This window comes from Lacisediminimonas sp., assembly GCF_030645335.1.
GTDB lineage: Bacteria > Pseudomonadota > Gammaproteobacteria > Burkholderiales > Burkholderiaceae_D > Lacisediminimonas.
The window spans coordinates 1-25,042 of record NZ_JAUSNH010000064.1 but is presented as its reverse complement, the minus strand read 5'-3'; the positions used below and the strand labels follow the sequence as shown (position 1 = coordinate 25,042).

The following is a 25,042-nucleotide window of genomic DNA, read 5'->3' as shown; positions in this document are numbered from 1 at the left end:
CCGCTTGCGTTTAGCGCAGTCCGGCTTCAGTAATGACGGCCTGCATCGGCAAATCGTAGCTGTCCGGCGCGAATTCGACTTCGCTGCCTGCCCAGGCAATGCCGATTGAGTGAACCTGTGGCCGTTCGGCCAGCGTCCGGTCGTAATATCCCGCGCCATAACCAAGCCGATAGCGCGCCCTGCTGTATCCAAGGCATGGGATCAGCAGCGTGTCCGGCTCGACCAACTGCTGCGGCGGCGCCGGTACCTGCGCACCGGCCAGGTCGCGCGTCGTTGGCTGGCCCGGGGTCCAGGCGGCAAATACCAGTGGCGCGTCCCGCTGCACCACTACCGGCAGCGCCAGTTGCATCCCGTCCCGGATCAGTTGCGCATAGGCCGCGGCCAGGTCGGGCTCGCCCCGCATCGGCATGTACACCCCCAGCACGGTGGGCGAATGAGACTTGCACCAGGCCAGGACGGCGTCGCACATTGCACGGTCCATGCCGGCCCGGGAATCCGGCGACATTGCGCGGCGCTGCATCAGCAAGCTGACCCGCAGGTCTGTTTTATTTGACATGATTCAAAAGCACACTCAACCATGCGGCGGATGCCGGCTTTTGCTGGTGGAAGTCATCAGCGTGCGTGCTATTCTAGACGAACAATGTGTTGCTTCAGGGAAGGGCCTATTACCATGCGAGCCAGGACGATTTTTTACCAGTTGATGGCGGCCGCGCTCGGTGCGCTGGCCATGTCTTCCGTCGCCTTGGCCCAGTCCGGCGGTGATGACGAGAACTTCCTGTCCCTGCGCGACGCAGCCCGCCGTGGCGACGCCGTCCGCGCCGCCGACCTGGCGTCCCGTCTGGCGCAGTATCCGATCCCCTCGTATGTCGAGTATTACCAACTGAAAACGCGGCTGGCCGGCGCATCGCAAGGGGAAATCCGCGATTACCTGGCGCGCCATGCCGGCACCGCGATTGGCGACCGCCTGCGCAACGACTGGCTGCTGCTGCTGGGCGCCAACCGCGACTGGGCGACTTTCGATGAACAATATCCGCAGTTCATCCTCGACGACGACACCCAGCTCAAGTGCTATGCGCTGATGTCGCAGGCGCAAAAAGGCGAGGACGTCGCCGCCGCAGCGCGCCAGTTGCTGACCACGCCCAAGACTTATGGCGAAGCCTGTCCGGCGCTGGTTGCCGCGCTGGCGCAGAACGGCCAGTTCAAGGCCGACGACATCTGGGCCCAGGTCCGGCTGGCCGGCGAAGCCAATTATTCCAACCTGGCGCGCCGGCTGGGTGCGCACCCCGGGATGCCGGAATCTGCCGTGGTCCAGGCGCTGGAACGGCCGGGGCTGGTGATCGGCCGGGTCGGGCCTGATCGCGGCTCGCGTGAGCTGTTCCTGGTGGCGCTGGGCCGGCTCGCCGCTGGCGGACTCGAGCAGGCGGTGCAGGCATTGGAGCGCACCGCGCCCAGGCTCAGTGCTGCCGAGCAAGCGCAGGGCTGGGCGCAAATCGCCCTACAGGCTTCATTGAAAGCAGCGCCGAATGCGGCCGAGTACTGGCGTCGTGCCGGGAAGGCGCCACTGTCGCTGGATGGCCACCAATGGAAAGCCCGCTCCGCATTGCGCGCCGGCGACTGGAAGCTGATGCGCGATGCGATCGACGCCATGCCGTCGTCCCTGCAAAACGACAATGCCTGGGTGTACTGGAAAGGCCGCGCGCTGAAAGTGGATGGCCGCTCCGCAGAAGCGCAAGCGGCATTCAAGTCGATTTCCAGCCAGATGAATTTCTATGGCCAACTGGCGACCGAAGAGCTGGGCCTGCGCATCAGCGTGCCGCCGCAGGCCACGCTGGCCAGCGAGGATGAAATCAATGCCATGGCCGCCAATCCCGGTTTCAAGCGCGCCATCAAGTTGCTGGAGATGAACCTGCGCTTCGAGGGCTATCGCGAATGGAACTGGCAATTGCGCAAGATGAACGACCGCCAGGTCCTGGCTGCCGCCGAATTTGCCCGCCGCAGCAACTTGCTGGACCGCATGGTCAACACCTCGGATCGGACTCGTACGGAGTTTGATTTCACCCAGCGCTTTCCTTCGCCGTTCAGCGAGCAGATGCACAAGGCGACGCAATCGCTGAACCTGGACAAGGCCTGGGTCTACGGCCTGATTCGGCAGGAATCCCGTTTCATCCTGTCGGCGCGTTCGCATGTGGGCGCATCGGGGCTGATGCAATTGATGCCGGCCACCGCAAAGTTCGTTGCACGCAAGATCGGCATGCAGGACTTCCACCATTCGCGGGTCAACGATATCGGGACCAATATCGTGCTCGGCACCAGTTACCTGAACATGGTGCTGACCGATCTTGAGGGTTCGCAGGCAATGGCCACCGCTGCCTACAATGCCGGGCCGGGCCGCCCGCGCGCATGGCGTTCGACGCTGTCGCGCACGGTGGAAGGCGCCGTGTTTGCCGAGACCATTCCCTTTACCGAGACCCGCAACTACGTCAAGAACGTATTGTCCAACGCGACTTATTATGCTGCGCTGTTCGAGGGCAGGCCGCAGTCGCTGCGCGAGCGCCTCGGATCGGTTGCGCCCAAGGGATACATCGAGCCTACGCTGGCAGACGCCCGTCCATGAACCCGGCAAGCGCACGGCAGAGAATCGTTGACCTTCGTCGATCTCGATTGGCCTGCGCACGCTGACCACACCTGGCGACAAAAGACATGCAGGACACTGAACTGGAATCGATGACCGCTGCACTGGCTGTGGCCGCGAGTACGGGGCCGGGCCATTTGCAGCTCGTCATTGCCAACAAGAATTACTCGTCATGGTCGATGCGGCCCTGGGTCGCGCTGACGGCTTTCGATATTCCATTTGAAGAAATCCGCATTTGCCTGGACCGGCCCGATACCTACCAGCAGATCGCCCTTTACTCGCCGTCCGGCCGGGTGCCGGTGCTGATTGCCGACGGACATGCCATCTGGGATTCGCTGGCGATCTGCGAATACCTTGCCGAGCAATTTCCGCGGCACGGCATGTGGCCGCGCGACTTGCGCGCGCGCGCCACTGCGCGTTCGATCTGCGCCGAGATGCATGCCAGTTTTTCGGGACTGCGGCACGACATGAGCATGAACATCCGCGCTTCGCGGCCCGGAAAGGGGCGCACGCCCGATGCACAGGCCGACATCGGGCGCATTTGCGAGATATGGGAGCAATGTCTGTCCGGTTTCGGCCATCGCGGTTTCCTGTTTGGGGACTTTTCCATCGCGGACGCGTTTTATGCGCCGGTGGTGATGCGTTTCCTGACCTATGACGTCGCGCTGGCGCCAGCATTGCAGGCGTATGTGGAACGGGTAGCGGAGCATCCGGCCGTTGCGCTATGGGTGGCGCAGGCGCACGCTGAAACCGAAGCCATCCCGAAATACGACAACGCCCAATGAGCCGGGCATGAAGACGTATGTCGTCGGCGGCGCAGTGCGCGATGCCTTGCTCGGGCTGCCGGTGAAGGACCATGACCATGTCGTGGTCGGCGCCACGCCGCAGGAAATGATGGAAGCCGGCTTTCGTCCGGTGGGCCGTGATTTCCCGGTATTCCTGCACCCGCAGACCAATGAAGAATATGCACTGGCCCGTACCGAGCGCAAGACCGCGCCGGGCTATGCCGGCTTCCTGTTCCAGGCCGCGCCCGACGTCACGCTGGAGCAGGATCTCGCGCGGCGCGACCTGACCATCAATGCAATGGCGCGCAATGAGGACGGCAGCATCGTCGATCCTTTCAATGGCCGTGCCGACCTTGCCGCGCGCGTATTCCGTCATGTATCACCGGCGTTCGTCGAAGATCCGGTGCGTATCTTGCGGGTCGCGCGCTTTGCAGCGCGCTTTGCCGACTTCAGCGTTGCCGCGCAAACCAATGCGCTGATGCGGCAGATGGTGGCCGCCGGCGAAGTCGACGCCCTGGTGCCGGAGCGCGTCTGGCAGGAACTGGCGCGTGGCCTGATGGAGCAAAAGCCCTCGCGCATGTTCGACGTGCTGCGCGAGTGCGGCGCGCTGGCGCGCATCCTGCCGGAGCTGGACTGCCTGTGGGGCGTGCCGCAATCGGCAGTGCATCATCCTGAAATCGATACCGGCGTGCACGTGATGATGGTGCTCGACCTGGCCGCGCAGCGGGGCGAGCCGATGGAAGTGCGCTTCGCCGCGCTGACCCATGATCTCGGCAAGGGTGTTACGCCGCCCGCCGAATGGCCGCGCCACCACGGGCATGAAGCGCACAGCGTGCGCCTGGTGGAGCAGGTTTGCCAGCGCTTGAAGGTGCCCAACGACGCCCGCGACCTGGCGCTGATGACGGCGCGCGAACACGGCAATATCGGGCGCGCGCTGGAATTGCGCCCGGACACCATGCTGCGCCTGTTCGAGCGTTGCGATGCCTTTCGCAAGCCGCAGCGCTTCGAACAGATGTTGCGCGCGTGCGAGTGCGACTATCGCGGCCGCAGCGGTTTCGGGCAACGACCATTTCCACAGGCAGCGTATTTATTGCAGGCATTGCAGGCGGCGCGTGCGGTACCCGCCGGCCAAATTGCCAGCGAGACCGCCAGTCGTTATCCCGACCAGGCACAGCGCATTCCGGAGGCGATCCGGCAGGCCCGGGTGGCGGCAATCACGCCGGCCTGGCAAGCCGCGCGGCCGGATGACGATTAGATTTGGCCGTCGGCGGCAACCCAGCGGCAACGGCGGCGGCGGGATATGCTAACGTAACAAACAACAGTCATCGACTGTCTCACAAGGACGTCCGACGGCTGCGACAAAGGCGATGATGAAATCGCACCAAAGACAAAATTTTTGGACGGAGACAGCATGAACGCACCTGCACCAGCGGCGCTTGACGCCGCCAGCCGCGACATTTCGCTCGACGACAAGTACACCCTGGAGCGCGGCCGGGTTTTCATTACCGGCACCCAGGCGCTGATCCGGCTGCCGATGTTGCAGCGCCAGCGCGACCAGGCTGCCGGCCTCAATACCGCCGGCTTCATCAGCGGCTACCGCGGCTCGCCCCTGGGCAGCGTCGACATGACTGCGCAAAAGGCGCAGCGCCACCTGGCGGCGCATCACGTCCGCTTCCAGCCGGGCGTCAACGAGGATCTCGCCGCCACCAGCATCTGGGGCACCCAGCAAGTCAATCTGTTTCCCGGCGCGCAATACGACGGCGTGTTTTCGCTGTGGTATGGCAAGGGCCCCGGCGTTGACCGTTGCGGCGATGTATTCAAGCACGCCAATATGGCCGGCACCGCGCCGCATGGCGGCGTACTGCTTGCCTGCGGCGATGACCATGCCGCCAAGTCGTCGACAGCGGCGCACCAGAGCGAACATATCCTGAAGGCCTGCGGCATTCCGGTGCTGTATCCGTCATCCGTGCAGGAGTACCTGGACTACGGCCTGCATGGCTGGGCGATGAGCCGTTACACCGGGCTGTGGGTGGCAATGAAATGCGTCACCGACGTGGTGGAGTCCGGCGCCACCGTGCAGGTCGATCCCGATCGGGTGCAGATCGCCATGCCGGATGACTTTGTGCTGCCGGCGGGCGGACTGAACATACGCTGGCCAGACGCCGCGCTGGAGCAGGAAGCGCGGATGAACAACCACAAGTGGTATGCCGCGCTGGCCTATGCGCGCGCCAACAAGCTCAATCGCGTGATCTGGGACAGCCCGCATGCGCGCTTCGGCATCATCACTGCCGGCAAATCCTGGCTCGATACGCGCCAGGCGCTGGCCGATCTCGGCATCGACGAGGCGATCGCGCGCGATATCGGCATCCGCCTGTACAAGGTCGGCATGACCTGGCCGCTGGAAGCGCAAGGCGTGCGCGAATTCGCCCAGGGACTGGAAGAAATCCTGGTGGTCGAGGAGAAGCGCCAGATCCTGGAGTACCAGCTCAAGGAAGAACTCTACAACTGGCGCGACGACGTGCGCCCGCGCGTGGTCGGCAAGTTCGACGACACCGGCGAATGGAGCAACACCCGGCGCGAAGGACATGGCCACTGGTTGCTGCCGGCCACCTATGAACTCAATCCGACCCAGATTGCGCGGGCGATTGCCAGCCGCATCGAGCGCTATTTCGCCGGCCATCCTGCTGCCGGGCGCATCCGTGAACGCAGCAGTTGGCTGGAGGCCAAAGAGGCGGTGCAGGTCGCCCGCAAGCCCGACCCCGAAAAGGATCGCATCCCGCATTTCTGCTCGGGTTGTCCGCACAATACATCGACCAAGGTGCCCGAAGGCAGCCGCGCGCTGGCCGGCATTGGCTGCCATTACATGGCGCTGTGGATGGATCGCGAGACGGCAACCTTCACCCACATGGGCGCAGAAGGCGCGAGCTGGATCGGCAATGCGCCTTTCACCAGCGAAAAGCATGTGTTCGCCAACCTCGGTGATGGCACTTATTACCATTCGGGCCTGCTGGCCATTCGCGCCGCCGTCGCCGCCAAAGTGAACATTACCTACAAGGTCTTGTACAACGACGCGGTGGCCATGACCGGCGGCCAGCATGTCGACGGGCCGCTCGACCCGGCGATGATTTCGCGCCAGCTTGCGGCCGAGGGCGTGGCGCCCATCGTCGTCGTTACCGACGAGCCGGACAAGTATCCGGCCGGCACCGACTGGGCGCCGGGCGTCACCGTGCGCCATCGCAGCGAGCTCGATCTGGTCCAGCGCGAACTGCGCGAGTGCCCGGGCACATCGGCCATGATTTATGACCAGACTTGCGCATCGGAAAAGCGCCGCCGGCGCAAGCGCGATGCCTATCCGGATCCCGCCAGGCGCGCCGTAATCAATGAACTGGTCTGCGAAGGCTGCGGCGACTGCAGCGTGCAATCCAACTGCCTGTCCGTGGAGCCGCTGGAGACGGAATTTGGCCGCAAACGCCAGATCAACCAATCCTCCTGCAACAAGGATTTTTCTTGCGTCAATGGTTTTTGCCCCAGCTTCGTCACGGTGGAAGGCGGCAGCCTGCGCAAGCCGAAAAAGCCGGAGACAGCGCGTGCGCTGCCTGGCGACTTCAACGGCGCCTTGCCGCATCCGCAATTGCCATCCTTGCAGGGGCAAGCTCGCGGTTTTGGCATCCTGGTGACGGGCATTGGCGGCACCGGCGTGATCACGGTCGGCCAGATCATTGCGATGGCAGCGCATGTGGAAGGACGCGCTTGCAGCGTGCTCGACATGAGCGGCCTGGCGCAAAAAGGCGGGCCGGTGCTGTCGCATGTGCGGCTGGCCGAGCATCCCGAAGATCTGCATGCGACCCGTGTGGGCACCGGCGCGGCTGACCTCGTCATCGGTTGTGACCTGATCGTTGCCGCCAGCCGCGACGCCGTGTCGCGCATGGGGGAGCAGCGCACCCGGGCCGCAATCAATTCGCATGGCACGCCGACGGCGGCTTTCGTGCGCAATCCCGACTGGCAATTCCCGGCGCAGCCGGCCCGCGCCGAGATCGAGCGCGCCTGCGGCAGCGGGCAGGCTGACTTCCTGGACGCCACGCGACTGGCCACGGCCCTGATGGGCGACAGCATTGCCACCAACATGTTCATGTTGGGATATGCGTGGCAGAAGGGTTGGCTGCCCTTGTCGGAGGCGGCGATTGCCAGGGCCATCGTGTTGAACGATGTGTCGGTCGAATTCAACCAGCAATCCTTTCATTGGGGCCGGGTTGCGGCGCATGACTTGCCGGCGGTGGAGCGTATCGCCCAGGCGAATGTGCCGGCGCAGGTAATCGAATTCAGGCGCTCGCCTGGTCTTGAGGACGTGATTGCGACGCGCGAACGTTTTCTGCTTGCGTACCAGGATGCCGCTTACGCCCGGCAGTATCGCGGCCTGGTTGACCGTGTGCGCCAGGCTGAGCTGGCATTGGGCGAGCCGGGACGCTCGCTGCGGCTGAGCGAGGCGGTGGCGAAGTACCTGTTCAAGCTGATGGCGTACAAGGATGAATACGAAGTGGCGCGCCTGCATGCCAATACCGGCTTCGAAGCGAAAATCGCCGCCATGTTCGAGGGTGACTACAAGATCAGGTTCCATCTTGCGCCGCCGCTCCTGGCCAAGCGCGATGCGAACGGGCATCTGCAAAAGAAAGAATATGGACCGTGGATGATGAAGGCGTTTCGCGCCCTGGCGGCCATGCGCTTCTTGCGCGGCACCGTGCTGGATGTCTTTGGCTACACCGAAGAACGCCGGACCGAGCGCGCGCTGGTGGTCAACTATCGCAGCACGATCGAGCGGATGCTGCCGGCCTTGTCGGCGGCCAAGCTGGCCGATATGGTCGCCCTGGCCAGTATTCCCGAGGATATTCGCGGGTTCGGGCATGTCAAGCAACGGACCCTGGCTGGTGCGCTGGAGAAGCAATCGAGGATACTGGCTCGACTGGACAAGGGGGAAGGGAGCGATTTGCATGCGGCTTGATTGGCCAAGCCGGGCCGAGCTGTGATATACGTTTTTTTCATGGTTATTTGATCCACGAACCGACTGACCCACCGCACACTGCCCAGCATGATCAATACTCCCCGTTCATACGGCGCAATGGCCGTCGCCCCGCATCACCTGGCCGCTCAATCCGCCACCGCCGTCATGCGTGAAGGCGGCAACGCCATCGAGGCCATGATTGCGGCTGCCGCCAGCATTGCGGTGGTCTATCCGCACATGAACGGCATTGGCGGCGACAGTTTCTGGATAATCGTGCCGCCCGGTGGCGAACCGATAGCGATTGACGCCTGTGGTCCGGCTGCGTTGGCGGCCAGCATCGCCGCCTACAAGGAGCGTGGCTGCGCGGCGATCCCGATCCGCGGCCCCCTGGCCGCCAATACGGTAGCCGGCACCATCGGCGGCTGGCATTGCGCGCAAGGGCTTGCCGCCGAGTTCGGCGGCAAGCTGCCGCTATCGCGCTTGCTGCGCGACGCCATCGGCTATGCGCGCAATGGTGTGCCGGTCACCCGCAGCCAGGAACTCGCCACCCGCAACAAGCTGCCCGAACTCAAGGATCAGCCCGGATTTGCGCAGCAGTTCCTGATCAACGGCGCATTGCCGCTGGCCGGCCAGCGCTTCCTGCAGCCGCGCATGGCAAAAACGCTGGAGCGGCTGGTCGCAGACGGACTCGACAGTTATTATCGCGGCGCGCTGGCCGCCGACATTGCGCAGGACCTGGCCGACGTCGGATCGCTGGTGGGCCGGGAAGATTTGCAGCGCTACGCCGCCGCCCGCAAAGTGCCGCTGCACCTGGACCATTCCGCCGGCGACCTGTACAACATGACGCCGCCGACCCAGGGCGTGATATCGCTGGCGATCCTGGGCCTGCTGGACCGCGCCGGCCTGTCAACGGTAGAGGCCGACAGCGCCGATCATGTCCACCTGGTGGTCGAAGCCACCAAGCTGGCTTTCGGTCTGCGCGACAAGCACCTGACCGACCCTGCCCATATGCAGGTACTGGCGCAGTCGCTGCTCGCAGCGCAAGACCTGGATACGCTGGCGCGCCGCATCGACCCGGCGCAAGCTGCACCGTGGGGAAAGGGCCGCGGCCCGGGTGACACCATCTGGATGGGCGCCATCGACCAGGACGGCATGGCAGTGTCGTTCATCCAGAGCATTTATCACGAGTTCGGCAGCGGCGTGGTGTTGCCGCGCACCGGCATCAACTGGCAGAATCGCGGCGCCTCGTTCAGCCTGGACGAGAAGGCCTTGCTGGCGCTGGTGCCGGGCAAGAAGCCCTTCCACACCCTCAATCCCGCCGCTGCCAGGCTCAAGGACGGCAGGGTCATGGTGTACGGCACGATGGGCGGGGATGGCCAGCCGCAAACGCAGGCGGCCGTGTTTACCCGTCATGTGGTGTTTGGCCAGCCGCTGCAAACGGCCGTCAGCGCGCCGCGCTGGTTGCTGGGACGGACCTGGGGCCAGAGCACCGACTCGCTGAAACTGGAACAACGCTTCCCGTCCGAGGTGGTCGACGAATTGCGCCTGCGCGGCCATGACGTGGAAATGCTGGGGGAGTACGACGAAACGGTCGGCCATGCCGGCGCGCTGGTGCGGCATCCGGATGGTTTGCTGGAAGGTGCAGCCGATCCGCGTTCCGACGGGATGGTGTCGGCTTTCTGAGGCGCGCGCTCATAGGTCTGGCATGACGGACCGCAAGCCGGCTGATGCCTCTGCCGTGTGTGGGTACTGACTTGCTGACTGGCCGGCTACAGCGCCGGCAAGCTGCGTATTCCCAGCACCTGGCCCTCGCGCCACTTTTCGGTCCAGCTTTGTTCGCCGTTGCAGATTGACTGCACCCGTTGCGCCAGCCGTGCATGCGCTTCGGGCAAGCGGCCTTTTCCTTCGACCAGCATCGACACATCCACATCGACCACGTCGGGCCAGTCGCGCAGCGTTTGCGGATTGCCGCATATTTTTACGGTAGGGGCAACCGGGTTGCCGGACGGGTTGAACACGCCGATCGCAAATAGCGTCAATTGCGCGCCGGCGCAGACCATGCCGGTGATCGACACCGGGCTGAAAAACGGCGTGTCCATGAAGTACAGCCCCGGACCTTGCGGCGTTTCCGCAAAGTCCAGGAAGCCGGCAATTGGCGAAGCACCGCATTTGGCGACCGCGCCCATGCTTTTTTCAATCAGGGTGGTCAGGCCGCCGGCGATGTTTTCCGGGGTCGGATTGACGCCGCGATAGTCTTCGCCGTCGGCCTGCATCATTTGTTCGCAGCGCGCGATTGCCTGCAGGACTTGCTGGCCGATGGCGGGCGCGGCGGCACGCGCCAGAACCACCGGCTCGGCGCCGATGAATTCGGCGGTCTCGCTGACGATTGCGCGGCCGCCCGCGGCAACCACGCTGTCCACCAGCGCGCCGATGGTCGGGTTGGCGCACACAGCACTGGTCGGGTCCGAGCCGCCGCATTCCAGCGCCAGCGTCAGGTCGCCCAGGCCGCCGCTGGTGTCCGGCTGGCGCGTCATGTTCTGGCGCACGGCGGCGATGGCGTCGGCGCCGCGCCGTACCGAATCGGCCATGCCGTGCCCTTCCATGAAGGCCACCACCTGCACCGGCCGGCCCAGCGCCGCCGCCAATGCCAGGAAGCGTTCGCGCGCCGGCGTGTCATGCACGAAAATCACCGCGCCGCCGGTATTGGGATGCGTCAGCAGGCCGCGGATCACGCGCTCCTGCATCTGCGCATCGCGTCCGCGCAAGCCGCGCTGGAAATCGGTGGCGACCAGCAGCACGTCGGCACTGCCGGCAGCCGACAGTTCGGCCAGCCGGTTGGTCAGCGCCAGCGTGGACAGCACCAGCAAGTGGTTACGGATGCCGATGCGGCCGTCGGCCCGGCGATATCCGGCAAAAGAAAATGGTGGCATGCGCTTCAACTGCAGTTGTGGATGTGGACATGCTCGCCGGCGGCGATGGCGCGGGTGGCGCTGCCGATGGCGACGCCGTATTTGATCACGGCCTCGCCCTGGGCAATCGCCCGCAATGCGACCTTGTGCCCGAAAGGAATGCCGGTGGCGCAGGGTGCACCACCGGCCAGCGATGCGACTGTGAGCGCAGCATCCAGCAGCGTGGCGACATTATCCCGCTGGTCGACCACGACATGCTTGCGGCCATCGCCTTGCATGGCGTGGCCCGGTTGCGTGCCCCCGTTCGTCGTCATGCCTGCCATTACGCTCCCATTGCTTGTGGCAATACTGTGGCGTCAAAGTAGGTGGCCGCCTTCAGCGGATTTTTCATCGCACCGATCTCGACGTTGAAGTCGGTCACCTGGTCGAGCCACTTTGCCACCGTGCCGTCCTTGTACATATTGATCCAGTCCTTGGTCGAAAACAGTTTGGACGCCTTGTACTGTTCCTGCAGGTCTGCCAGCGGCACGCCCTGGAAGCGCTCCTTCTGGATCAGGGCGACCGCCTCGTCCGGTTTGGCGATCAGGTAATCATTGGCCGAGCTCCATGCCCGCGCCAGTGAATGCAGTGTCGGACGCTGCTTCTCGTAAAAGTCATTGCGTGCGGCCCAACCGCCGACGATGGCGGCCTGCGGATAATACTTGGATGCATCCACCAGCATCTTGGCGCCGGGTGCGCGGCTGCGCACTTGCAGGTTGAACGGCACCCAAAGCGCAACTGCTGGCACTGCCTTCGAAATGAAGGCGGTCACCGCGTCCGGCATGCGCTGGTTTACCACCTGCACATCCTTGAGCGAATTGATATTGTTGGCCGCCAGCGCGCGATGCAGGAATACATGCGCCGTGGTGCCCATGGTGGTGGCGATCTGCTTGCCCTTCAAGTCGGCAAAACTGTTGATGCCCATGTCCGGGTGCACCCACAACTGGGCCGTGGCGTACTCGACACTGTTGATCAGGAAAGCCTTGCCCTGGCCGCGTGCCGGGAAATTCGACAGCACCGCGCCAGTGGACAGCACGTCAAGGCTGCCGCCGACCAGCGCCTGGAACAGTTCCGGTCCGGTATTGAACATGGTGTATTGCACATTGGGTAGCTTCTCGCGCTTGAAATAGCCGAGCGATTCCGCCAGCCACATTTGCGCATTCACGGCCAGCGTGTTGACATAGCCCACCCGCAGCGGCGCTTGCGAGCGTGCGATTGCGGGGAAACCCAGTGCCGACGCGGCAGTAGCAATGCCGGCGGCCTTCAGCAAGTCACGACGTTTCATTCTTTGTCTCCTGTTGTTGTTGCTGTTGTTGTTGCCAAATTCAAAAGCGGATGCCGTCAGGCCTCCACACGCGCCGCCGCGTTCTGTCGTTGCTGTGCGGCGTACTCCTCCATCACCAGCGTATGGATCTCACTACGCAGATGTCCGAACTCGGGGCTTTCATGCACTTTCTGATTGCGCGGAAAGGGCAGCGGGATGTCGATGATGCGGCGAATGCGCGATGGTCGCGCCGAAATGATCACGACCCGGTTGGCGAGGTAGATCGCTTCCTCCACCGAGTGCGTGATCATCATGACCGTCTTGCCTTCGTCCTGCAGCACTTGCAGCAGCAAGTCCTGCATTGCGCTGCGGGTCTGGGCGTCGAGTGCGCCGAACGGCTCGTCCATGAACAGGAATTCCGGCTTGACCGCGTAAGCGCGCGCGATGGCCAGGCGTTGGCGCATGCCGCCGGACAAGGTCTTTGGATAGGCGTCGGCAAAGTCGGACAGTCCCATCAGGCGCAGGTAGCGCGCGACGATTTCATCACGGTCGGCGCTGTAGCGCCGGTTGGCGCGCAGCCGCAGGCCGAATGCGACGTTCTGCGCCACCGTCAGCCAGGGAAATACGCCGTATTCCTGGAAAATCACGCCGCGGTCCGGTCCCGGGCCGCTGATCGGTTTGCCGTCCAGCAGCACCTGACCCTCGGTTGGCTTCAGGAAGCCGGCCGCCATGTTGAGCAGCGTGGTCTTGCCGCAACCGGATGGTCCGACCAGGGCCACGAATTCGCCCTGGTTCACGGCAAAGCTGACCTGGTCGACCACGCGCATCAGTCCCTTGGGGGTATTGAAGCTCATCGACACATTGTCGAACACCAGGCGCGGCGTGGCGCCGTTGTCGGGCTGGATGTTGGCGCTCATGCTTCGGCTCCTTCGTTCAGGCGGTCCTGCCATGCCAGCATGCGGCGCGACACTGCGCGCAGCAGCATGTCCATCAATAGCGCAATTGCTCCGATGCAGATGATGCCCATGTAGATCACTTCCAGGTTGAAGAAGTTGGATGCAGTCTGTATGCGTGCACCCAGCCCGTTCTGTGCGGCCACCAGTTCGGATGCGACCAGCGTGGCCCACGACACGCCGAGCGCGACGCGCAATGCCGTTAGCATGTGCGGCACCGTCAGCGGCACCATCACATTGAAGAATATTTCAGCGTCGGTCGCGCCCAGCGTGCGTGACACGCGGATGTAGACCGGGCTGATCTGCGCCATCCCTTCATACATCACGATCACGGCCGCAAAGAATGAGGCATAGAACAGGATCGAGACCCGTGCCACTTCGCCGATTCCGAGATACACGATCACCAGCGGGATCAACGCAATCGGCGGCAGCGCGCGGAAGAAATTGATCAGCGGATCGACGAAGCGCCGTACCGGCCGGTACCAGCCGACCAGGAAACCGACCGGCACCGCCAGCATCATGCCAAACAGCAGGCCCAGCGCAACCCGGCGCGTCGACAGCATCATGTCGACCCATAATCTCTCGGTCGTCAGCGAGACCCAGAACTGGCTCAGCACCGCCGCCGGGGTCGGCAACAATTGCGACTCGACCAGGCCGGAAAACTTGATCAGGTACCAGATGCCGATCAGCGTCGCCCACGGCACCACCATGGTCGTGATGCGGCGCAAGGCTTGCCGTGTGCCTGAAGGGCGCGCCGGTGCTGGCGCGTCCGGCTTGATTGCAGTGCTCATCTTGCTTGTCTCCGACTTTTTAGCTTTTAGTGGTAACCGTCTTTTTTGTCCGGGCTTTCCAAATTACCCAGGCCAGCTTTTGCCTGCCTGTTGATCGCGGCTTGCGTCGCCATGCACCGGTCGTGCCAGTGCAATTCAGTAGCCAAACGGTACTGCGAACTCTTCCAGTGCGCCCAGTTCCGGCGGCGCGCCGATCCCGGCTTCCTCGCCCAGGCTGATGCGGCCGTCGCGCAGTCCGGCCAGCGTCGGCCACAGCATCTCGCGCAGCGGATTGGGATTGCTGTCGACCTCCAGCATTCCGTCGCCGCCAGCCGCAGCCAGCAGGTGGGCCGACATCGCCAGGCCGACGCCGGCGCCCAGGTAGTGCGGGCAATAGCGCAAGCCGGCCGCCAACGCCATCTGCGCCACCGGCAGGCAGTGGCTGATGCCGCCCCACTTGGCGACGTCCGGTTGCAGCACACCGAGCTGGCCCGACGCAATCGCTTGCCCGAAGTGGTCGATTCCCATGATGTTTTCGCCTGCCGCCAGCGCGACCGTGGTGGACGTCGCCACTTCGCGCCAGTGTGCCTGCGGCGCATCCGCGCGCAATGGCTCTTCTATCCAGTCCAGGCCGGACTCGGCCAGGCGCGGGCAAGCCTGCAGCGCCTGCTCGCGGCTCCAGCCCTGGTTGGCGTCGACCATCAGCCGCGCATCGTCGCCCAGCGCCAGGCGCAGGGCGCGCAGGTTGTCGCTGTCGTCTTGCGGATTGAAGCCGACCTTGAGCTTGAAGGCGCGGTAACCCATGGCCTGGTGCGCCAGCGCGGCCTGGGTGGCGCCGGCCGGCCCCAGGCCGCTGGCATAGGCGCCAATGGTCGGGCTGCTGCCGCCCAGCAGCCGCCACAATGGCAGCCTGGCGCGCCGCGCCGCCAGGTCCCACAGCGCCTGGTCGACGCCGGCCAGCACTTGCGCCAGCGGACCGGGCTCGCCGCACTGGATGGCGAGGATGGCCGTGCGTCGTTCAAGCTCGGCCGTGGCTTGCGCCGGCTGCGCAATCTGCGCACCCTGCAGCATCGGCGCCAGCACGCTGGCCAGCAGCCGCGCCCGGTGTTCCGCCCCCACGCCCGGGAAGTTGCACCACACTTCGCCCCAGCCTTCGACGCCGTCCGTATCGCGCACGCGCACCAGCACGGCTGGGCGATCGTGCATCACGCCAAATGCAGTGCGTACCGGCATGGCGCAGGGCGCGCGGAACACGAAGGCTTCCACGTTGGCAATGCACATGGTGCTGGCGGCGTCGGGCAATGCCGGCGCGGCAGGAACCGGCACCGGGCTGGCGGGTGCGGCGTGGTCGTGTTCTTGTGTCATGGCTTGAGATCCATTTCCAGCCGGATGAAATCGCCGCGGTAAGTGATCAGGCTCAGGTAGATCACCCGGCCGCTGTCGTCGCAAAATACGCGCCGCACATCGGCCACAGGGCTATTGATCGGAATGTTCAGATGGGCAGCGACGTCGACGTCAGCCGTCGAGATGGTCAGGGTCTGCCAGGCGCGGGCGATTTTGACGGCGTGCACGGCGGCCAGGTCCTGCAGCACCGAGACCACGGTTTCATTGCGAAAACGTTCGGGCGCGAGGTCGAACAGGTCGCGCGCAAGGAAAATCGAAATGACGTTGTAGGCGCGCTCGTCCTTGGTGTGCACCCGTCGCATTTGCATGTAGGCAGCCGCCGGCGTGCCGTCGGCCGGCGTCAGCGGCGGCGGCGAACTGACCGGCTCGATATTGAGGATGGTCGGCAGCGTGTCGCGATAGACCTCGGCCAGTTTGGCCAGGCTGGTTTCCATCTTCAGCCACGGCGTGTCGGGCGGTGCGCCGCTGACAAAGGTGCCGCGTCCGCGCTCGGGCGTGAGCAGCCCCTCGCGCGAAAGCACGTCGACCGCCTGGCGCGCCGTCATGCGCGATACGCCGAATTCCGCGACGATCTGTTCCAGCGTGGGTATGCGGGTGCCGATCGGCCAGGTGCCGCGCGCAACACGCTGGCGGAACAGGTCCGAGAGCTGGACATAGCGCGGAATGGGCGAGGCGTTGAACATGAGAGGGAAATTGACCAAAGGTCTAGTCAACAGTACCATAGAACCACTTACCTAACAACAACAGCGGCCGGCCATGACATCAGCGGGATACGACTACATCATCGTTGGCGCCGGCTCTGCCGGTTGCCTGCTGGCCAATCGCTTGAGCGCCGATTCTCGCACGCGGGTATTGCTGATTGAAGCGGGCGGGCGCAGCCGGCATTTCTGGTTGCGCTTGCCGGTGGGTTATTTCCGCAGCATTGTCGATCCCCGCTTTTCCTGGCAATTCGAGACCGAGCCGCAGCCGGAAACGGCGAACCGGCGCATCGTCTGGCCGCGCGGCCGCATCCTGGGCGGATCAAGCGCGATCAATGGCCTGATTTACATCCGCGGCCAGCGCGAGGACTACGGCGACTGGGTGCGCCTGGGCGCGCAGGGCTGGGATTACGACAGCGTGCTGCCCTACTTCAAGCGCTCGGAGCGCTATAGCGGTGCCGACAGTGACTATCACGGCAAGGACGGTGAGCTGGGCGTGTCGGATTTGCGCAACGACCATCCGTATTGCGCCAAATGGCTACAGGCGGCGCAGCAACTGGGCTATGCCGGCAATCCCGACTTCAATGGTGCGAAGGACGATGGCGTGGGCCCCTACCAGTTAACACTCAAGGGACATTGGCGCAGTTCGGCGGCGGACGCTTTCCTGTTCCCGATCCTGCAGCGCGCGAACCTGACGGTGGTGACCGGTGCGCATGTGACAAGGCTGCTGTTCGACGGCGATCGCGCCAGCGGTGTCGAATGGCTGCAGGATAGCCAGGTAAAAAGCGCGGCCTGCGATGGTGAAGTGATCGTCGCCGCCGGCGCCTTGCAGACGCCGCAAATACTGCAGCTATCGGGCATCGGCCCGGAAAATGAATTGAAGCAGGCCGGCGTGCCGGTGCGCCTGCATGCGCCCGAGGTCGGCGGCAACTTGCAGGACCACTACCAGGCGCGCGTGATCGTGCGGCTCAAGGAGCGCATGTCCCTGAACGACGACATCCGCAATCCGTTCAAGCTGGCGCAGATGGGCGCGCAATGGCTGTTCGGCCAGCGCGGGCCGCTTACGGTGGGCGCCGGCCAGGTCGGTGGATTGGTGCGCACCGAACACGCGCGCGACCAGCGCGCCGATGTGCTGTTCAACGTGATGCCGCTGTCGGTCGACCGGCCGGGCGATCCCTTGCACCGCTTCTCCGGATTTTCTGCCTCGGCCGCGCAATGCCGGCCGGACTCGAACGGACGGGTTGGCTTGCGCTCGTCGGACCCGTTGCAGCCGCCGCGCATCGTCACCAATTACCTGACCGCGCCGCACGACATCAAGGTGCTGGTCGCCGGACTGAAGATATTGCGCGAGATTTATGCGCAGCCGGCGTTCCGCGACCTGGTGGCAGACGAGTACTTTCCTGGCGGGGTTGCCGGCAGCGACCAGGAAATCGAGCAATTCGCGCGCGCCAAGGGCGGCACCGTATTCCATCCGTCCTGCACCTGCCGCATGGGCGATGGCGACGCGCCGCTCGATCCGCAATTGCGGGTGCGCGGCATGCGCTCCTTGCGGGTGATCGATGCGTCAGCCATGCCGCAAGTGAGTTCGGCCAATACCAATGCGCCGACCATCATGATTGCCGAGAAGGGCGCTGCATTGCTGTTGGGGAATTAAGCCGGACTGCCGGCGTGGCAAGGCCAGCGCTGCCGCACCCGATGACCTGGTGTTCTAGCTATTCTTGGGTGGCCCGGCCGTACCCAGGCCCAGGCGGGTTGCCTCGGTATCGATCAGCGTATCGGCCGCGACGTTGGCAATATTGAGTCCGACGCCCAGAGCACCGAACAGCTCGCGCTTCATCCGTTCTATGTCGCACAGGTGCACGCCGTCGATCCACGGCCCCGGCAATTCGATCATTACCTTCGACATGTCGAGCGCGCCGGCCAGCAGGTCGATCACATGCTGGCGCAGCTTGCCGCCCTCCACCAGTTCTGCCGCTTCCACCAGCACCAGTGACGCGCCGGCTTCCAGGCACAGCTCGGCCTGGCCGATCAGCAAGGAGGGATTGCTGAGCGTTTCCTTCGATCCGACTTCGCCGAATACGATCAGGCCGGCGGCCACCGCATTGCGGATCTGGGTGCGTCGCTGCACGTCCGTCAGGGGCACCACATTGTCGGAAATCTCGATCGCCTCGAAGCCGAGTTCCAGCGCTTCCGCATAGAACGGCGCCAGCCCGGCCTCGCCCTGCATGGCGAATACATATTCATGGAACTGGCCGCCGATGAAAGGCCGGATCTGCGCGGCCTTGTACAGGCTGAGCTTTTCCTTCAACAGTGCGCGCGGATACAGGCGCGCAGTGCCGGTCTTGATCTTGGCCAGGTCGATATAGCCCCCGGCCAGTTCGATCACGTCGCGCGTCTTGGCCAGCGGCATGCCGTCGTCGATCATCATGGTCATGCCGGTGCTGCGCGGCTTGGCGATGGAACGGCCGGCGGGCAAGGCAATGAAGGAAAAAGGGTCCTGCTGGTTCATCCGTGTCTCCTAGTTTGCGGTCACGCCGGTGAGCCGGACGACCGCGGAATATTTCTTTTCTTCCGCATCGAGAAAGTCGAGGAACTCGCGCGGGCTGTTGCCGACGGCCTGTACGCCAATCTTCAACAAGGACTCGGCCATGGCCGGTGTTTTCAGCACAGCGGCGAATTCGCTGTTGAGGCGTTCGATGATTGCCGCCGGCGTGCCGGCGCGCACGAATATGCCCATCCACTGCGCACCGATGACATCTTTCAGGCCCGACACTTCGGCTGCCATCGGCAGCGATTTATCCCACGGCAGGCGCTTTTCATCGAAGGCGTTCAAGGCCTTGAGTTTGCCGGCAGCGATATGCGGCGTGACCGGCGCCATGCCGACGCTGGCCAGCGGGATCTGTCCGGCCAGCACATCATTGGTGGCCGGACCGGCGCCCTTGTAAGGCACGTGCAGCAAGTCGATCTTGGTCTGCATCTTCAGCATCTCGACCACCAGGTGATGCACGCTGCCATTGCCCGGCGAGCCGTAGCTGAGCTTGCCGGGGCTGCGCTTTGCCAGTGCGATCAGTTCCGGCAGGGTCGATACGCCCAGCGACGGATGGGCGACGAAGGCGATCGGCGTGGTGGCCGCCAGCGTCACCGGCGCCAGGTCGGTGCGCGGCGCGTACTGCATGTTCTTGTAGATGTGATGGGCGATGACGGTTTCCGCCGGCGAGCCGATCAGGACCGTATAACCATCGGGCGCCGATTGCGCGACGAACTGCGCGCCGATCATTGCATTGGCGCCGGGCTTGTTGACCACCAGCACCTGCTGGCCCATTTTTTCGGACAGGCGGATCGACAGCAGGCGCGCGGTAGCGTCATGTCCGCCGCCCGGGGCGAAGGGCACCACCAGCGTGATCGGCTTGTTGGGGAAGGCTTGCGCGGCAGCGCCTGCCGTGACGAGTGCGGAGAAAGCGACTACGGCCAGCTTCAACAGCGATTTCATGTGAATCTCCCAAGGTGAGGAATAGTGTCGTAAGCACGGTCCGATGGGGCCGGACCGCACGCATTGCAAAGTTCAGGGACTACAAATTCACACTTGCCTTCGCTGCCGCACTGGCGGCAGCGCTTCAGTTGTTGCCTGCATCCCGCGTAACATACACCGGGCTGGAGTAAATGAAAAAGCCGTCTTCGGTGGTGGCGCGCAGGTACACCGCGTTGTCGCTGCCCTGGTGCAGCGGCACCTTGATGCGGGCCCGGTAGTGGCGGCACTGGTTCTGGTCCGGTAGCCGGTAAACCTGCATCTGGCGCTTGATGCCGCCCGCTTCGAACAGGGTCGGCAGCAGCCCGATATCGGCCACTTGCAGGCTGGCCTGGATCAAGGGCGTATTGATGTGCAGCGTACCCTGCTTCGGATCGGCCAGGCGGGTGTCGATGCCGGAAAAGCCGCCCGTGGTCAGCGATTCCCAGTCCAGCACGCCGGGCGCCGATTGCCGCAATTCCTTGTCGAGGTTCAGGAAGTTGATCGGCCGGGGATCGATGAAGGCATTGCCGTCCAGCGTGGCGCTGCCGTCCCAGACCGTCTGGCGGCCGCGGCCGCGATATTCCGAACCCTCCCAGACAATCCGGATGCGGCTGCCGAGATCAGACTTGGTGTAAGGCCGCAGGCATTCGACGACCTCCATGCGGTTGCGGATTTCGATCGATTCGATCGCGCCTTCTGTCAGCAGCTCGAATTCGATCCAGGCTTCATTGCCGCCGTACTGCACGACGTCGCCCATTTCGGCTTCGCGCGCGCTGTGGCTGGTGACGGCACGGCCGAGCTTGGGATCGTCGGAAAAAATCGTGGCGTCTTCGGTGAATTGCACTTTCAGGTCGAGCACGGCGCGGCAGCCGGTGGTGGCGTAATGCCGGCGCTTGCGCAGGCTTTCCGCCAGTGCGGCGCGCGTGAGCGCAGGCGCGACCAGGCAACTCAGCCCGCCATAGGCGCCAAACAGGGATGCGCCGGGATAGCTGGCGCCATGCCGGCCCTTGTGGCCGTCGCTGTTGGCCAGGATGCCGACCCGGTAGCCCTTGTCCAGCGCGTCCTCCAGCAACCATTCAAAGGTGCCCCAGTCGGAATGCACTTCGACCGAGCGTTCGATGCGGGCATCATGCGAAATGGCGATGTCGGCGTAGCGTCCGCCGACGTGGGCGAACACGATCACGTCTTCATCGCGCAGCGCCTGGAACAGGTCGTCGGCGCTGTTGGCGTCGCTGTCGGCGTCGGACAGGTCTTCGACCAGCGCGTGCGATGAGCGATGGATGGGCCGGCCTTCATTCAGGTACATCACGTTGCGGTCACCGCCTAGTCCTGTGTTGCCCGACCATTCATAGCCGGGGAAGATGATGAAGCGTCCATCCTCGTTATATTGTGCGGTCAGCCGGTTCAGTTCATGCCAGAACGGGGTCGTGATCTGGAAGTCGTTGCCCTGGTGTGACATGGCGTCGAGAAAGGCGACATTGCGCCCGAACTCGATCAAGTCCTGAGCAGAATTCGTGCCTATCGTTTCTTCCGACTGGCCATGCAAATCAGCCCAATAGTGGCGCACGCCAGCGTCCTGCGTGAACCGGCATGGGTTGGACGAGGCCAGGATTGCGCCATCGCGGAGCACATCAATACGGAGGTCGCCGGGCTTGTCGACCACCAGGTTCTCGAGCACCAGCGCCGGCTGTCCGGGCTGCAGGTCGATGGCTTGGGGCAGGCCGCGTACGGGAATGCTGGCGCGCAGCGTGATGCGGCCACTGACGCGCTCGCTCGGATTGCCCCATTTGTCCTCGCCCTTGAAGCCGAAACGAAACGGCTCGCCCACCTGGCGCAAGGTCGGCAGTACTGCCTTGTAGGCCACTGGTGGGCCAGCCACCACGGCGATCGTGGGCGAATCCAGGATCTCGGTGTATTCGTAAGCGGCGAAAGCGTCGACCAGCACCTTGTACTCAAAGGTCGGCTCGGAAAATGTCTGCACCCGCATGCCCGGCGAGCCCTGGCGGCGGTCGCCGAAGCGCACGATCAGCTGGTCGCCCTCGCGCAGGAAGCCACGCACCACGCGCACGAACAGGGTCTTGTCCCAGGGCCGGATGTTGCGCTTGCCGTCGTACTCGACTTGCAGGATCGCGCCATTGCTGGCCTCGACGGTGGTGTAGTTCCATCCCTTCGGATCGGTGAACTGTGGCTTGCCCATGTCGCTGGCGAAGCGGTGTACGACCTTGATCGAACCGGTGTCGTCGATGCCAAAGTAACCGGCGGTGTAGACCAGGGTAAAGCTTTCAAAACTGCCGGCTTCAAATGCGCCCTTTGGTTCGATGGTCGCACTGCCCATCTGGTGCGCTTTATAGCGTGCAAGTGGCATGGATGCTCCTGGATTGGTGGTGGTGTGGCAGCATTATAGAAGCGAATACAGTCGTCGCATCCGGCCTGATGCGACGACTTGCTGCGCTCGGTTCAGGCGCTGGCGCTGCGTGCATTGCGCGGCAAGTTTGCCGCCGCATTACAGGGCATGATTACATCAGCCACAGCGCGCCCATCAGCAACAGCAGATAGCTGATGCCATAGGGCAGGTTCCACCACGACAGTCGCCAGGTCGACATATTGGTGAAGGTGCTGACCAGTCCCAGCGTGCCGCCGAAGGGGCCGAGCATGTAGGTCAGCAGCGCACCGCCGGTGAGCGCGATGGCAAGGTGGTGCGGGGCAATGCCCAGCACCTCCGGTTTCAGCGCCTCAGCCAGGATCGCCATTGCCACCAGCGGATGCAGGCCGACCATCGAGCCCATCAGCGCCACCAGCGGCAGCGCCATCAGGAAGGGACGCGGGCCCAGCATTTCACGCAGCGCCAGCAAGCCCACATTGGCTTCATGCACGTAGCCCGACAGGTTCAGTGCGCTGGCGAAAAATCCGCCACACAGGAAGATCGCAAACATTTCCGCCATGCGCGGCATGCGTACGCTCATGTCGTGCAGCGTCGTGCGCACGAACGGACGGGCCTGGCCAATCAGCAGGCTCCAGGCCAAGGTGAACGGGATACAGGCAATCACCACCACCGTCACCAGGCCCAGGTGCAGCAGCTGCTCCAGCCCGACCATCACGAACACCAGCATCACGATCACCAGGCCGAGCTGCAACAGGCGGTTCCTGGCCTGCACCAGCTGGATTGGCGTGGGCGCGTCCGCCACTGGCGGCAAAGGCTCGCCACTGCCTTTTTCAAGCAAGCGGAACAGCAGCCAGTTGACGACCAGGATCACGATGCTCAGTGGCACCATCACCGGCACCACGTCGAACCAGCTGACCCGCAAGCCGGTCAGGATGGCGGCCAGCACGCCCGACACGGGCGACCACAGCAAGGACATCAGGTGGCCGCAAGTCGTGCTGGTGGCAATGAAGTGCACGCGGTCGCGCAGCGGGTAGCGCTCCACCACTGGCCGCAAGCTGGAAATCATGATCGGTATGGCCGCCATCGTCATGAACGAGCCGCACACATAGGCCAGGCTGGTGATCAGCATGTTCAGCCGCGACAGGCTGCCCACGCGGCCGCGCAATACGGTGGAAATGGCGTCGCCATAGCCGCCCAGCCGGACCGGAATGGCCAGTATCGGCACCAGGCAGAACAGCGCAACCAGGTGCGCCATCTGGCCGTAAGCGCCGACGTAGCCGGTGAATGTGATGCCGGTCGACCACAACATCGCAGTGCCGCTGACCAGGAACAGCAGCGACAAGCCCAGCGCAATGCGCGACAGCGCCGGCAGCGACACCAGGATGGAGGCAATCGTCAGCACCGACAGCGCCGGTGCGGCTGCCTTCAGGCCGAACACCCGCAACAGCACGAAGGCAATGATCAGCAGCGAGTAGAGCGTAGTGCGGGCGCGGCGCACAGCCGCATCCGGAATCCGGACCGATGGCCGGGCCAGGCTCACCCGCGCTGGTCCGCCGCCACCAGGTCGCCCTGGTCGACCATCTGCACGCCGTCGACCCAGACCGAGCAGTCCAGCATCGGTATGTCGAGGTGGCAGGGCGTATGACGGGTGCCGCCGCCTTCGGCGTTGGGGCCGGTCGAGAACATGAATGAGCCGTAGAACGAGCGTGCATCCATCGCATTGGTCTGGCGCTTGTCATACATGCCCAGCGCCGTCCAGCTCGCCTTGCGGTGCAGGCCCCAGCCAAGGTGGGACACGGCATAGCCGTCCGGATCGTTAAAGGTGGCCATGTAGTCGCGCAGGTAGCGCGCGTCCAGTGCGCCGGCGATGTCGTAAATTGCGCCATCCTTGATGCTCAGCGTGATCGGTGTCTGCACATACGACTTGAACGGCAGGATGGTGTCGCCGGGCGACAGCACGATGGTGCCGTTGGCCGAGCGTTCATCCGGCCAGCGCGCGGTGAAGGCGCTCGGGCAATGGTCCCAGCGTCCGGGCTCGTCGGCAAAGCCGTATTGCACCAGCGTGCTGTACTGGCCAAAGCGCACCGTCAGGTCGCTGCCGGCAGCGGAAGTCACATGCATGGTCGATGCTTTGGACAGCACGGCGCTGGCCGCCAGCACCCGCTCGCGGTCGCTGGCGGATGGCATCAGCCGCAGGAATACTTCGGGCGGCTCCTTGACCAGGATGATGCGGGTGCCGGCGGCCAGTATCTCTTCCTGTTCCGAGCCGCGGTACATGCCCATCAGGTCGATCACCAGGTCGCAGCGCTTCATCGCTTCCAGCGCAGGCAGGTTGCCGGTCAGTCCGGTGGGCGCATAGTAGGCGGTGCTTTCGCCGGCGATGCGCACCAGCGAAGTTTCGCCCAATTGCAGGGTCATGCTGCGCGCGCCCAGCATGGTGAGCGCCAGCTTTGCCGACGCCACGTGATCGGGATGCGATTCGTCGCCCAGCAGTATCACGACGCTTTCGCGATCGTTCAGCTTGCACAGCGTCAGCAACTGTTTCCATGCATTCAACAACGCTACTGTGGTGGCCATGTCGTCTCCTTGTCTTGTCCTGGTGTGTGGCTGTGGCCGGCTTGATGGGGGCGCTTGCCGCTGGCAATCATGCGCGCCCGAGCGCCAATCCAATCATCGTACTGCCGGGGTCGCCGAGTTGCCA

19 protein-coding genes are annotated in these 25,042 nt (G+C 64.1%); 6 read left to right on the top strand and 13 right to left on the bottom strand.

The genetic code is table 11. The annotated features are described in order from the left end of the window. Positions 1 to 10: 10 nt before the first annotated feature. A complete protein-coding gene (locus Q7T64_RS04850; protein ID WP_304792076.1) occupies positions 11 to 556 on the bottom strand; it encodes a 5-formyltetrahydrofolate cyclo-ligase in 546 nt (181 codons plus the stop codon). A gap of 114 nt (positions 557 to 670) precedes the next feature. Here Q7T64_RS04850 and Q7T64_RS04845 point away from each other — a divergent pair, with 114 nt between their 5' ends. The 5 genes from Q7T64_RS04845 (at position 671) to Q7T64_RS04825 (ending at position 10,096) form a co-directional block, all read left to right on the top strand. Next, on the top strand, positions 671 to 2,614 hold the full coding sequence (locus tag Q7T64_RS04845; protein ID WP_304792072.1) for a lytic transglycosylase domain-containing protein: 1,944 nt from the start codon (positions 671 to 673) through the stop codon (positions 2,612 to 2,614). 86 nt (positions 2,615 to 2,700) lie between these two features. Beyond that, positions 2,701 to 3,417, top strand: a complete 717-nt coding sequence (locus Q7T64_RS04840) for a glutathione S-transferase family protein (RefSeq protein ID WP_304792069.1) — start codon at positions 2,701 to 2,703, stop codon at positions 3,415 to 3,417. A gap of 7 nt (positions 3,418 to 3,424) precedes the next feature. Next, on the top strand, positions 3,425 to 4,672 hold the full coding sequence (locus Q7T64_RS04835; protein WP_304792065.1) for a multifunctional CCA addition/repair protein: 1,248 nt from the start codon (positions 3,425 to 3,427) through the stop codon (positions 4,670 to 4,672). A gap of 156 nt (positions 4,673 to 4,828) precedes the next feature. Beyond that, complete coding sequence (locus Q7T64_RS04830) at positions 4,829 to 8,413, top strand: indolepyruvate ferredoxin oxidoreductase family protein (RefSeq protein WP_304792062.1); 3,585 nt, start codon at positions 4,829 to 4,831, stop codon at positions 8,411 to 8,413. Positions 8,414 to 8,500: 87 nt separating this feature from the next. Continuing rightward, positions 8,501 to 10,096 carry a gamma-glutamyltransferase family protein gene (locus Q7T64_RS04825; protein ID WP_304792059.1) on the top strand — a complete coding sequence of 532 codons (1,596 nt, stop codon included), beginning with the start codon at positions 8,501 to 8,503 and terminating at the stop codon, positions 10,094 to 10,096. Positions 10,097 to 10,182: 86 nt separating this feature from the next. Here the strand turns inward: Q7T64_RS04825 and Q7T64_RS04820 are convergent, their stop codons facing one another. From Q7T64_RS04820 to Q7T64_RS04790, 7 genes are all read right to left on the bottom strand, one after another. Then, entirely contained in the window at positions 10,183 to 11,343 is a 1,161-nt protein-coding gene (locus Q7T64_RS04820; RefSeq protein WP_304792056.1) for a UxaA family hydrolase, read from the bottom strand. Between the two features lie 5 nt (positions 11,344 to 11,348). Continuing rightward, on the bottom strand, positions 11,349 to 11,636 hold the full coding sequence (locus Q7T64_RS04815; RefSeq protein ID WP_304792053.1) for a UxaA family hydrolase: 288 nt from the start codon (positions 11,634 to 11,636) through the stop codon (positions 11,349 to 11,351). 8 nt (positions 11,637 to 11,644) lie between these two features. Continuing rightward, positions 11,645 to 12,646, bottom strand: coding sequence for an ABC transporter substrate-binding protein (locus Q7T64_RS04810; RefSeq protein WP_304792050.1), 1,002 nt, complete (start codon positions 12,644 to 12,646; stop codon positions 11,645 to 11,647). Between the two features lie 56 nt (positions 12,647 to 12,702). Next, positions 12,703 to 13,542, bottom strand: coding sequence for an ABC transporter ATP-binding protein (locus Q7T64_RS04805; protein ID WP_304792047.1), 840 nt, complete (start codon positions 13,540 to 13,542; stop codon positions 12,703 to 12,705). Beyond that, a complete protein-coding gene (locus Q7T64_RS04800) occupies positions 13,539 to 14,369 on the bottom strand; it encodes an ABC transporter permease (RefSeq protein ID WP_304792044.1) in 831 nt (276 codons plus the stop codon). Before Q7T64_RS04800 ends, Q7T64_RS04805 begins: the two co-directional genes overlap by 4 nt. Before the next feature lie 135 nt (positions 14,370 to 14,504). After that, positions 14,505 to 15,713: a mandelate racemase/muconate lactonizing enzyme family protein gene (locus Q7T64_RS04795; protein WP_304792041.1), complete on the bottom strand. Its 1,209-nt coding sequence runs from the start codon at positions 15,711 to 15,713 to the stop codon at positions 14,505 to 14,507. After that, positions 15,710 to 16,435, bottom strand: a complete 726-nt coding sequence (locus Q7T64_RS04790) for a GntR family transcriptional regulator (RefSeq protein ID WP_304792038.1) — start codon at positions 16,433 to 16,435, stop codon at positions 15,710 to 15,712. The genes Q7T64_RS04795 and Q7T64_RS04790 overlap by 4 nt, the downstream gene beginning before the upstream one ends. A 73-nt stretch (positions 16,436 to 16,508) precedes the next feature. Between Q7T64_RS04790 and Q7T64_RS04785 the strand changes: the two genes are divergently transcribed. After that, complete coding sequence (locus Q7T64_RS04785) at positions 16,509 to 18,104, top strand: GMC family oxidoreductase (protein WP_304792035.1); 1,596 nt, start codon at positions 16,509 to 16,511, stop codon at positions 18,102 to 18,104. A 54-nt stretch (positions 18,105 to 18,158) separates the two neighbouring features. Here the strand turns inward: Q7T64_RS04785 and Q7T64_RS04780 are convergent, their stop codons facing one another. The 5 genes from Q7T64_RS04780 to Q7T64_RS04760 form a co-directional block, all read right to left on the bottom strand. Further along, positions 18,159 to 18,959, bottom strand: coding sequence for a phosphosulfolactate synthase (locus Q7T64_RS04780; RefSeq protein ID WP_304792032.1), 801 nt, complete (start codon positions 18,957 to 18,959; stop codon positions 18,159 to 18,161). A 9-nt stretch (positions 18,960 to 18,968) separates the two neighbouring features. Next, positions 18,969 to 19,940, bottom strand: coding sequence for a tripartite tricarboxylate transporter substrate binding protein (locus Q7T64_RS04775; protein ID WP_304792029.1), 972 nt, complete (start codon positions 19,938 to 19,940; stop codon positions 18,969 to 18,971). Positions 19,941 to 20,064: 124 nt separating this feature from the next. Beyond that, the gene (locus tag Q7T64_RS04770) at positions 20,065 to 22,323 is read right to left on the bottom strand and encodes a DUF3604 domain-containing protein (RefSeq protein ID WP_304792026.1); all 2,259 of its coding nucleotides are present in this window, start codon (positions 22,321 to 22,323) and stop codon (positions 20,065 to 20,067) included. Positions 22,324 to 22,474: 151 nt separating this feature from the next. Further along, complete coding sequence (locus tag Q7T64_RS04765; RefSeq protein WP_304792023.1) at positions 22,475 to 23,881, bottom strand: hypothetical protein; 1,407 nt, start codon at positions 23,879 to 23,881, stop codon at positions 22,475 to 22,477. Further along, complete coding sequence (locus tag Q7T64_RS04760) at positions 23,878 to 24,918, bottom strand: 2,5-dihydroxypyridine 5,6-dioxygenase (RefSeq protein WP_304792020.1); 1,041 nt, start codon at positions 24,916 to 24,918, stop codon at positions 23,878 to 23,880. Before Q7T64_RS04760 ends, Q7T64_RS04765 begins: the two co-directional genes overlap by 4 nt. Positions 24,919 to 25,042 lie beyond the last annotated feature (124 nt).

Coding starts and splice junctions, on each gene's coding strand:
- Q7T64_RS04815 (WP_304792053.1), bottom strand. CDS start 11,636: ATGACGACGAACGGGGGCACGCAACCGGGCCACGCCATGCAAGGCGAT.
- Q7T64_RS04830 (WP_304792062.1), top strand. CDS start 4,829: ATGAACGCACCTGCACCAGCGGCGCTTGACGCCGCCAGCCGCGACATT.
- Q7T64_RS04800 (WP_304792044.1), bottom strand. CDS start 14,369: ATGAGCACTGCAATCAAGCCGGACGCGCCAGCACCGGCGCGCCCTTCA.
- Q7T64_RS04820 (WP_304792056.1), bottom strand. CDS start 11,343: ATGCCACCATTTTCTTTTGCCGGATATCGCCGGGCCGACGGCCGCATC.
- Q7T64_RS04775 (WP_304792029.1), bottom strand. CDS start 19,940: ATGAAATCGCTGTTGAAGCTGGCCGTAGTCGCTTTCTCCGCACTCGTC.
- Q7T64_RS04785 (WP_304792035.1), top strand. CDS start 16,509: ATGACATCAGCGGGATACGACTACATCATCGTTGGCGCCGGCTCTGCC.
- Q7T64_RS04825 (WP_304792059.1), top strand. CDS start 8,501: ATGATCAATACTCCCCGTTCATACGGCGCAATGGCCGTCGCCCCGCAT.
- Q7T64_RS04840 (WP_304792069.1), top strand. CDS start 2,701: ATGCAGGACACTGAACTGGAATCGATGACCGCTGCACTGGCTGTGGCC.
- Q7T64_RS04780 (WP_304792032.1), bottom strand. CDS start 18,959: ATGAACCAGCAGGACCCTTTTTCCTTCATTGCCTTGCCCGCCGGCCGT.
- Q7T64_RS04790 (WP_304792038.1), bottom strand. CDS start 16,435: ATGTTCAACGCCTCGCCCATTCCGCGCTATGTCCAGCTCTCGGACCTG.
- Q7T64_RS04760 (WP_304792020.1), bottom strand. CDS start 24,918: ATGGCCACCACAGTAGCGTTGTTGAATGCATGGAAACAGTTGCTGACG.
- Q7T64_RS04805 (WP_304792047.1), bottom strand. CDS start 13,542: ATGAGCGCCAACATCCAGCCCGACAACGGCGCCACGCCGCGCCTGGTG.
- Q7T64_RS04810 (WP_304792050.1), bottom strand. CDS start 12,646: ATGAAACGTCGTGACTTGCTGAAGGCCGCCGGCATTGCTACTGCCGCG.
- Q7T64_RS04835 (WP_304792065.1), top strand. CDS start 3,425: ATGAAGACGTATGTCGTCGGCGGCGCAGTGCGCGATGCCTTGCTCGGG.
- Q7T64_RS04850 (WP_304792076.1), bottom strand. CDS start 556: ATGTCAAATAAAACAGACCTGCGGGTCAGCTTGCTGATGCAGCGCCGC.
- Q7T64_RS04845 (WP_304792072.1), top strand. CDS start 671: ATGCGAGCCAGGACGATTTTTTACCAGTTGATGGCGGCCGCGCTCGGT.
- Q7T64_RS04770 (WP_304792026.1), bottom strand. CDS start 22,323: ATGCCACTTGCACGCTATAAAGCGCACCAGATGGGCAGTGCGACCATC.
- Q7T64_RS04795 (WP_304792041.1), bottom strand. CDS start 15,713: ATGACACAAGAACACGACCACGCCGCACCCGCCAGCCCGGTGCCGGTT.